This window comes from Pseudomonas bohemica, assembly GCF_002934685.1.
Classification (GTDB): Bacteria; Pseudomonadota; Gammaproteobacteria; order Pseudomonadales; family Pseudomonadaceae; genus Aquipseudomonas; species Aquipseudomonas bohemica.
Window position 1 is genome coordinate 4,463 of sequence record NZ_NKHL01000056.1, and the last position, 9,032, is coordinate 13,494.

Annotated in this window: 9 protein-coding genes; all 9 read left to right on the top strand. The window is 54.8% G+C overall.

Translation table 11 applies throughout. The features are described from left to right. Positions 1–197: 197 nt before the first annotated feature. Positions 198–416 carry a hypothetical protein gene (locus CE491_RS00975; RefSeq protein ID WP_110946511.1) on the top strand — a complete coding sequence of 73 codons (219 nt, stop codon included), beginning with the start codon at positions 198–200 and terminating at the stop codon, positions 414–416. A gap of 57 nt (positions 417–473) precedes the next feature. After that, positions 474–818 carry a DUF7079 family protein gene (locus tag CE491_RS00980; protein WP_110946512.1) on the top strand — a complete coding sequence of 115 codons (345 nt, stop codon included), beginning with the start codon at positions 474–476 and terminating at the stop codon, positions 816–818. A gap of 247 nt (positions 819–1,065) precedes the next feature. Next, a complete protein-coding gene (rhuM, locus tag CE491_RS00990; protein ID WP_110946513.1) occupies positions 1,066–2,061 on the top strand; it encodes a virulence protein RhuM/Fic/DOC family protein in 996 nt (331 codons plus the stop codon). Positions 2,062–2,072: 11 nt separating this feature from the next. Next, positions 2,073–2,300 carry a hypothetical protein gene (locus CE491_RS00995; protein WP_110946514.1) on the top strand — a complete coding sequence of 76 codons (228 nt, stop codon included), beginning with the start codon at positions 2,073–2,075 and terminating at the stop codon, positions 2,298–2,300. Positions 2,301–2,334: 34 nt separating this feature from the next. Further along, positions 2,335–3,141 (top strand): NYN domain-containing protein, encoded by an 807-nt coding sequence (locus tag CE491_RS01000; protein WP_110946515.1) that lies wholly within the window; start codon positions 2,335–2,337, stop codon positions 3,139–3,141. A 757-nt stretch (positions 3,142–3,898) separates the two neighbouring features. Then, positions 3,899–4,129 (top strand): hypothetical protein, encoded by a 231-nt coding sequence (locus tag CE491_RS01005; protein ID WP_110946516.1) that lies wholly within the window; start codon positions 3,899–3,901, stop codon positions 4,127–4,129. Between the two features lie 9 nt (positions 4,130–4,138). After that, positions 4,139–4,603 carry a hypothetical protein gene (locus CE491_RS30110; RefSeq protein WP_199884930.1) on the top strand — a complete coding sequence of 155 codons (465 nt, stop codon included), beginning with the start codon at positions 4,139–4,141 and terminating at the stop codon, positions 4,601–4,603. Positions 4,604–4,925: 322 nt separating this feature from the next. Continuing rightward, the gene (locus CE491_RS01020) at positions 4,926–6,476 is read left to right on the top strand and encodes a TULIP family P47-like protein (RefSeq protein WP_234407464.1); all 1,551 of its coding nucleotides are present in this window, start codon (positions 4,926–4,928) and stop codon (positions 6,474–6,476) included. Between the two features lie 25 nt (positions 6,477–6,501). Beyond that, positions 6,502–8,145 carry a TULIP family P47-like protein gene (locus CE491_RS01025; protein ID WP_110946518.1) on the top strand — a complete coding sequence of 548 codons (1,644 nt, stop codon included), beginning with the start codon at positions 6,502–6,504 and terminating at the stop codon, positions 8,143–8,145. The last annotated feature ends 887 nt before the right edge of the window (positions 8,146–9,032 follow it).

Consider the following 9,032-nt stretch of genomic DNA (forward strand, 5'->3'; position numbering starts at 1 on the left):
TGTTGATCTTGAGGCCCGTGGGGGCAAGCGCGTAGAGGCCGTCCCCGAGGTGGTGATGGACGATGTACTGGCCCGCATTCAAGTGCTGATTGAGTAAGGAAAACGTATGCCGCTGTACCCCAAGCCCCGGCCCAAAACCGGGGCCGACGACGTAGAAGAGGCTCGGTTTTCGCGCTTCGCGATGATGGTTGGAAATTATGTTCAGTGAACGAGAACCACTGCTGGATGACCCCGATATCGATGCGTTGGATCGTATGCTCGATTCCGTGTTCGATGCAGTAGCAAGCGGCGAACTCGCACCGCACAAAGCTGTTTCTGGATTAAAGGAAGTGATTGCGCAGATCGATAGCGGCAATCTCGGCGGCGCCCAAGACTGGTTTAAAAACGGTCTCTCACACATGAAAAAGATAGATTGAGGAAAGCGCACCAGGTGCACACGAGAATCCGCTGCTCCACTCGGCAGGGCGGCCCCAATGACTGCGGTTGACGGTGACCGTCTGAAACTCTGGCAAGTGCTCTCGGAGTTCTTCTTGGACACAGAGGTCAACGATACTACATTCGATCTTGTAGCTCGGACGATTCAGGAGAGCAGTTACACGCCTGAGCAGGCGCACAGTATTCTGTGGAACGAGCTCTTCCCCATCCTCCAGCACAATCTCAGGTCTATGGTCGGCGAATGGGCAGGTTGGTCAGATGAATGGCTACTTGAAAACATCACCGTCCGGGACTTTGTTGCTGTCAAACCGATACGAGGGCCTGTAGGCAAGGAAATCACCCGGTGCTGGCAGGAGGTTAAGAGCAGAATTTCCCGTCCGTGAAATGCAGAATGAAAGTACCCAAGGCCCTTAGTGATTTTGAACACGGCTTTGTTACCGTAGTAGCGCTGGCCGCTCGGTTGGGCGTTCGAAATCTGGCCGCGAAGATGCTAGGCAATGTTGGCTTCTACGCGTTGGATTGCTAGGAGCTGTATGCGCTCGACAAGCAGCAGCTTCAGTTGGTGAACCAGCAACAGGGGATGAAGCAGATTGGCCTCGGCAAACACAGCTGAATCCACGGAAAACGTGCATGGAAGATCAAATCGAAATCACCATCTACCAAGCGGAGAATCAGCCAGTCGAAGTGCGCCTCCAAGGCGAAACAGTTTGGTTGAGACATGAACAGATGGCGGATTTGTTCGGGCGTGATCGCACTGTGATTGGCCGCCATATCCGCAACGTCTTTGCCGAGGGTGAGCTGGTTCGTGAAGCAGTATGTGCAAAATTTGCACATACTGCGGCCGATGGAAAAACCTATCAGGTGGAGCAGTTCAACCTGGATGTGATCATCTCCGTAGGCTACCGGGTGAAGTCAGCGGAAGGTGTGCGTTTCCGCCAATGGGCCACTCAGATTCTTCGAGACCACCTGACGCGCGGCTACACTTTAAACCGTCAGCGCTTCGAGGCCAACGCTCGCGAATTGGAGGCGGCACTGAGCATGGTTCGGCGGCTGTCAGCCAACCCTGAAATCAGTTCCGATGCTGGGCGTGGCTTGGCTGATATAGTCAGCCGCTATGCGCAAACCTTCCTGCTGCTGCAACGCTATGACGAGGGTCTGCTGACGGAGCCTCTGGTGCAGGCTGGAGGGAGTCTGCCTTCGGCGGCCGTAGCACGCCTGGCGCTGGAAAAGCTCAAAGCCTGCCTTATCTCTCGTGGCGAAGCCACCGAGCTGTTCGCCCACGAGCGCAGCGACGGACTTGCTGCGCTGCTTGGCAACCTCGACCAGAGTGTGTTCGGTGAGCCCGCTTATCCAAGCGTCGAGGCCAAGGCCGCACACCTGCTGTATTTCGTTATCAAGAACCATCCCTTTGTCGATGGCAACAAGCGCAGTGGGGCCTTCCTGTTCGTTGATTTCCTGCACCGCAATGGCCGCCTGCTAGATGCGGCGAGCCAGCCGGTTATCAACGACATTGGACTAGCAGCACTGGCGCTCCTGGTGGCCGAGTCTGATCCGACGCAGAAGGACACGTTGATACGCCTGATCATGAACATGCTCGCCCCATCCGGAGCGGTACTCAGAACATAGGAAAACGACCCATGAACACTGCGCAGCGCAAGGCAACAGAAGCACTCCGGCTGGCAATGGCCCAGGCCGACAAAGCGGGTTTGGCGCTGCGCGTCTTCGACGGTGCCGTCTTGGTCTGTCCGAAAGGGCATTTGAACGACCGTCGCTACCTTGGCGAGCATGCCGCCATGTTGAGCTGGATGGACGATTGCGAAAACATCACCGAGGGGATCAACGCCGATGGCGGCGCTGGCCTCTGATTTCATCCAACCCATTTGTTGACGGAAAACGAAGATGGCCTCTCACCCTACACCTGGTGAAGCACGCGTTGCCGTGCTGGTGGACTGCGACAATGTCTCACCTGACGTTTTAGAACATGCTCTCCGAGTGGGTGCACAGTTTGGCCGAATCGTTCTGCGACGTGGCTATGGCAATCATGCCACTCTCGCAAACAAATGGCAGGAAGCTTTGGTGCGCCAGGCTTTCACGCCTTGCCTGCAGTACCAATACGCCTCTGGTAAAAATACATCCGACATAGCCCTTGCCCTTGACGCACTGGAAGCGCTTTTTGACCATAGAGCTGACGTGTTCTGCTTGGTCACCAGTGATTCTGACTTCGCTTACCTTTGCCGCAAGCTCCGCGAGCGTGGCGCATCAGTGTGCATTGTTGGTGAGACTAAAACACCTGACGCATTACGGAATGCAAGTGACCAGTTCTTCGAGTGGAGCCGCCCGGCTCCAGCAGCGGAGCCAATGGCGGCCACCACCCTGGGTACCCCGTCTGACTGTTCTCCCAAAACGGGTTCGGGCAAGGAGGATCATGGATCACCTGTGGTTAAGCGGAGGCCCAAGTTTGTTGTAGAGGCTGTGTCGTTGTTGGCCAGTGGGGCAACAGAGGGGAAGGTGACAGCCGGCCTGCTGGGGGCCTACCTAAAGCGCACCGACCCAGCCTTTTCACCCAGTGTGTATGGGCACTCAGGATTGATCGACATGATTAAAACCTACGACCTTTTAACTGCAGCCATGGAGCCAGGCGGTCATTGGATGGTGGGGCTTGCGAGTAAAGAGGGGCAACCAGAGCTGCAGACCCAGGGCAAATAAGCCCGGTATCCCTAGCCTGTCGTGAGCCGATTCAGTGAGTCGGTTGCCGACATTCACTGACACAATGGAAAAATACGATATGAGCAGTCAGCCGGTTTACCGCTGCGGCGGTTGTAAAGGTACTTTCGCACTGTTTTCGGCTGCGGCAGCGTGCTGCAACTCCGATCATGTGGAATGCCCGCTTTCTGATTTACCAGCAGATGTGGAACTGGGTCATGGCAAAGCCTAAGGTTACGGCACTGTGTTCAGTGGGGGTTGGGAAATCGTTCACAACCATGGCACGCCAGATCAGCCGGTGCGGGTTTATCCGCTGCCGCAATTGGTGCGTAGCGCGATGGCCCACCTTTGCGACGCTCGATACGACGCAGGCAAAGACGATGCGAAGGCAGAGATTCGTAAAGCACTCGGCATTTAGAGGAAAACCGACATGGCCACTTACCGAATTGATGACAAGCACGACATAACGCTTCGACCAGCGGAGAAACTTGCCCCGGCCTCTTATCGTTGCATGGGTCTGTTGGGTCTGACGGACGGGTCTCTGACAAATTCGCGTTTTGTCGGTGAAGGCAGAACCGCGAGCCAAGCGGAGAATTCAGTGCTTACTCAAGCTAGGCACGCTGTAGCAGCAGGACAGATTAATTATGCAAAAGCTGCCGGACCTGGTGAGTGAGGATAATAATTTGGACTTTCTGCGCTGTCCGGCATGACCGAGTAGATAATCAGCCCGTCTAAATTTCGCCATACAGGAGCTAGACCTATGACACACGAAACGCCACCTGCGAAAGTTGGCTCATTGACTGTTCATCTTGAGGGGGACCTGCTGAATGCTCTAAACAGCTACCGTAAGGCGGATTTTGAATTGAGAGTCACAGAACACAAGCTTGGCAGCAAGGGCCGCAATGCCTTGATCGAAAGATATGAAACTGAAGCTGATCGGCTGGCTACCAACCTCAATATTGAGGTTCGGAATCAGCTCGGCGAGGTGTAAGACGAATAAATGAGCGAAGGGATCGAGCGTTTATGTATATGCCGGGAGTTAGAAGCATTGCACAACGTTACTGGCTACCTGAACGCGACTACCGCGCTGATGGGCTTGCTGGCTGATGCCATCCAGGGCGAAAAGTCACCCCGTCCATCACCAGCTCAACGAACAACGGAAAAAACCATGACCGATCCAACAAACCCGTTCACTCTTCCTGCGCTTGCCGAGGATGAGGTGATTTACACCGACTCAAGGTTGAAAACCGCTGCAAGCCTGGCCGCTCATTACATCGCAGCCAGGGTGACGTCCGATCCAGAAAGGAGCCGTGTCTACGACAGCGACATTGGCGCCTTTCTGAGCGAGGAATTCGGGCCGGACGATCAATCCGAATACCATGACTTCGCTGTGCGCTTCGGTGCCTTGATTGACCAATGCGACCAAGCTTTCCCCCTGATTTATCACAAAGCTTGGCTCAGGTAGGAAAACGCTATGTCCTGGGCAGATCAAGCAGCACCGATTGTTGGGGAGGTGTAGGGCGAAGCGACCAGCAGGCCCTCCGAAAGGCGCTGGCCGAGGCATACCCGTAGGGAGAGCGAAAAAACACTCCCTACAAGGCGTGGCTCGCCGAGGTGTGCCGGCAGTTGGGGCACGCGTTGAATCCGCCGAAAGCAGATCCAGAGAGCCAACAAACTGACATGTTTGTCCTCCCTAACGAGTAGACCACTTAGCTGTGGCTCCTTGACGCGAATGAGCTGGCCTACCTGGTGGCGTCCTCCCGCTGAGAAGGTCTGCCGAGGCATGAATGAAGTGGCGCACTGCCAGCAGATGGCACAAAGACTCTTTTGTCATAGGACTCGCGCCGTTTGATCGCAAAACGATCTGCCATCGCATTTGCCTGGCTCCGCGTCTCAACTATGCTGCCTGTTGTGATCACCAACTGGAACGGATTTCAGACTCATGCAAACTCACCCCGTTCTATGGTTACCACCAAACCTCCTGTACGACGACAAACCCATCGTACCGCCTGATTGAGGCCTGCCTTGGCTTTGTCTTTCTCGACATAGTTTTCCACTCACCCATGGAACGCGGCGCCTACCAAGTGCGCCCGGAGGGTTCGTTCATGCAGACAAAAGGATGGGACACCATCAGCGTCGTTCGCCAAGAAAGCGTTAACAGTGATATGGCGGCAAGTTGGCCGTCGCTTGACCATGAGTTTTCCTACGATCCGAGCGAAGGCTACTTACTACAGGGGGTTTTCGATTGCTGGTCGGTCATAAATGGTGGTGGCGGCCGTTTACTGCGGCTGCGTATGCCAATCCGGTCGGGCTTCTTCGACTCAGGGGGCACCAGCAGGTCCCTGACCGGCACGGCTGCCATTATCGAAGTCACCCTCTCGTTGTTGCCACAGTGTGCCGGACAAATGCAACTGAGGTCCGCTTTCCTGCACAAAGCCAATCAGTTGAATGAGTTGCAAGGAGACGAAGGCGGCTGGCTACGAGGGATCACCCTCCAAGACCCCAGCGGTACGCTTGGCCCTCTCGCCACGGTTGTACTGGACGGAATCTGTAACTACTTGGTTGAACACCCCGAGCAGTTCACCCATACCTTCGCAACTATCAACTTCTCCAAAAGCAGTGCGCCAGAATGGGCCAGGCCATGCAAAAGCACCTATGCCTACCTCGACTCTGGCTTCCTGGCGATTATGGCCGTCTGCACCGATCGCGAAATTGGGGGACTGCCACTGGACATCGATGTCTCAGGTATCAGCCCGGGCGGGCAATCTTGCTACGTGCTTTCGGCACGCATGGTGCTCGAACATCTGATCCTGCCAGGGCTACTTCAGCTCTACCAAGGCGCAAACACGGGGGACTACCGATTCGACGAACCGCAAATAGTGAATGTCCCAAACTTGCGTATGAACGCCATCAAGTCCGGGCTGATCTGGTACACCCCCATCGTCTTCGCTGGGCGCAACCCCGCGCGTATTCTCGGAGACAACATCTCCATTGACTACGAAGGTGATTGCGACCTCTACGCCGGCATCGACATGAAGTGGAACGGCTGGGTGAGGATGAAGTTGGTCCTTAATGGCAACACCGTCAACTTTGCCAAGCAGGCGTCCAACTTCAATAAAGAGGTTGATATCCCTTGGTACCTGTCCTGGCTTTTACCTGTCGTCGGCCTAATCACCAAAATCGTTGCTGCCGTCATCTCCGATGATTTGATCAGCTCCATCGCTACGCGAGGCGGTTCGGTCAAGGCAAATGCTATCGATTGTGTGTCATGGAGCAATGCCACACATACAGCCCAGTCGAGTTATCTCGCTGAGGCCCTTGTCATTAAGTACGTGTGACTCACCCCACCCAAGGAGCTATATCATGAGCAAAGAAAGCAAGGTCATGCTGTCTGGGTTCGCCCAGCCTGTCTCGCTGCGACTCGATCACCTCAACGAAACCATTCGCCAGACTCTGCGCGAATCGCCCCTCTACCAGAACGCTGAAGTTGTGTACAGCTCTGAGGAAGCCTTGCAGGTCGCGCAACTGCTCACCGATACCTCAACGCTGACCAGCACCGTTACTACAAATGGCTGGGACACCGTGAGTATCTGCCGAGTTTCGGCTCTCAACCAGCGTATTGCACTGGAGAAGACCTACCCGAGCAACATAGACGCCGTACTTGACAGCTTCTCGCTTAAGGCTAACTTCGATGCCTGGTCAATCACCACCGGTGGTGATGGGCGCAACGTCAAAATCCGCATTCCGTTCGGCGATGGTACCTACAAGGGTTTAAACGGCAAAACATACCAAGTTGCTGGAATGTCCGCGGAGGTCTACGTCAAACTCAACTACTTCCCACTACCCAATCCGGTATCAGCCGCCGACGGCAAGTACGACCTACAGATCAACACAAAGGCGACGGACCCTAACGACCCGATCGCCGCGGTAATTGCCCTCAATGACCCAAACAACATACTGCCCCCGATCGATCCCAGCATTATGCGTGGGGTACTCGAGAACTGGCTCAACAAGCCGGAGAACCTGAAGAAGTTCGACACCCTGTTTAGCACAGTGGTGATCAACAACATGGGTAAGGATAGCGAAGATTTCAAATGGCTGCGGGCAACGTCCATGAGCTATGCCTACACCGATAAGAACACCGAGGAAAGCAGCATCTTTGGGGTTTTGTCAATGACGAATGGACGCGACGCTACAGGCTTACCGAACCAACTACCAGCCGTGTTGCTGGCCGCGGACAATAACGCCAACTTCCTAATCAGCCGTGAAATATTCGTCAAATACCAGTTGCTGGCGGCACTACCTTTCATCTTCAAAGACACCACAGCGGCTAATTTCACTCTAGACGCGGCCGGCACCTCCATAACCGCCACGGATATAAAGCTCGACAGCGTCAAATACGGGGCAATCACCTACCATCCGGTGGCAGAGAAATTCGATATCAACTTTGACGAATCGTACATCCGTACCGAGTGCAAGATACGCACGGACATCTCTCCGGGCATCGTCGCCTATACACGCATCGTCACCAAGCAGACACTGCAGTTGGCAACGAACGACAAGGGTGAACAGGTCATGGTATATGCCATGGTTGGCGACCCGGACGTGCAGAACACCACAGACATCGCGACGTGGATTGTGGTCACCGAAGCGATCCTCGGTGCAATTGCCGCTGTTGCCACCGCGGTAGCCGGCGGGGTGGGGGGCAAAATTATGGCGCTAATCGTAGGCATCATCGCGGCGATAGTAGTGGCCATCGTCAGCATTGTTATTCACGTAATTATCGAACGCGTGGTAGCTGGCGGGGTGACCAACAATATTCCGTCCATAGCGCCCATGGTCAAGGTGGCGGCGAACCAAGTGAAATGGCCATTCTGTGAACCGGATGCCTTTGTCCTGACAGATATCGCCTATTCAGGCGCTATAATTTTCGGAGGAGCACTCAAACTGCTCGAGAAGTTCTGCATCCAGGAAAGACGTCTTGCGCTGGCGACGCTTGCAGCCTGAGCCCCGCTTTACAGCCTCGGGCCTTGCGCCCGGGGTTGCTTCAGCTGATTTTTACTGACCCACATGCTCTATCCGAAATCGGAGCGAGCCAGTTCAGCACCAGGTATCTGGTGGATACGCCTCTAGCTCGATCCCGCTGGTGATTGGCAACCGCAATAGCAATGTTTACCACCTGCCAGTGGGCTGTCCGAGCTATGGAAAGGTCGCTCAGCTGCACCCCAAGCCCTGGCCCTCAAAAGCCGGGGCCGCTGACGTAGAGGGACGCCCGTCTTTGCGTCCTCGAAAACGACCATGCCTATGAAACAGCTTTGTCTTTGCTGCGATCGCTGCAGTACGCAGCAGCCGACGGCCAAAAGCTATATGACGGCCGGTGTTTGCTACACGTTGTGCGATCCTTGCCATGAAGAATTTGTTCGTCCAGCGACGCCGGAGCGTCCTCGCGACCAGCGCGATATCTCCCTTGATTGGCTGTTCTAAACCATCCGTCACTAGGGCCAAGGAAAACCGACATGGCCACTTACCGAATTGATGACAAGCACGACATAACGCTTAGACCAGCGGAGAAACTTGCCCCGGCCTCTTATCGTTGCATGGGTCTGTTGGGCCTGACGGACGGGTCTCTGACAAATTCGCGTTTTGTCGGTGAAGGCAGAACCGCGAGCCAAGCGGAGAATTCAGTGCTTACTCAAGCTAGGCACGCTGTAGCAGCAGGACAGATTGATTATGCAAAAGCTGCCAGACCTGGTGAGTGAGGAAAATCAGATATGAAAGTGAAAGCGCCTGGAAAAATTACCATCACAGTTGAAGCTAGGGAAAATCTGAAAAAGACTTCCTGATTTGGCAGAATCCCCGGACACCAATCGCCGAGCTTTTCGATGATGAAGCAA

Bases quoted from the DNA above. Each gene is read 5' to 3' on its own strand.
- CE491_RS00975 (WP_110946511.1), top strand. From the start codon at position 198: ATGTTCAGTGAACGAGAACCACTGCTGGATGACCCCGATATCGATGCG.
- CE491_RS00980 (WP_110946512.1), top strand. From the start codon at position 474: ATGACTGCGGTTGACGGTGACCGTCTGAAACTCTGGCAAGTGCTCTCG.
- rhuM (WP_110946513.1), top strand. From the start codon at position 1,066: ATGGAAGATCAAATCGAAATCACCATCTACCAAGCGGAGAATCAGCCA.
- CE491_RS00995 (WP_110946514.1), top strand. From the start codon at position 2,073: ATGAACACTGCGCAGCGCAAGGCAACAGAAGCACTCCGGCTGGCAATG.
- CE491_RS01000 (WP_110946515.1), top strand. From the start codon at position 2,335: ATGGCCTCTCACCCTACACCTGGTGAAGCACGCGTTGCCGTGCTGGTG.
- CE491_RS01005 (WP_110946516.1), top strand. From the start codon at position 3,899: ATGACACACGAAACGCCACCTGCGAAAGTTGGCTCATTGACTGTTCAT.
- CE491_RS30110 (WP_199884930.1), top strand. From the start codon at position 4,139: ATGAGCGAAGGGATCGAGCGTTTATGTATATGCCGGGAGTTAGAAGCA.
- CE491_RS01020 (WP_234407464.1), top strand. From the start codon at position 4,926: ATGAAGTGGCGCACTGCCAGCAGATGGCACAAAGACTCTTTTGTCATA.
- CE491_RS01025 (WP_110946518.1), top strand. From the start codon at position 6,502: ATGAGCAAAGAAAGCAAGGTCATGCTGTCTGGGTTCGCCCAGCCTGTC.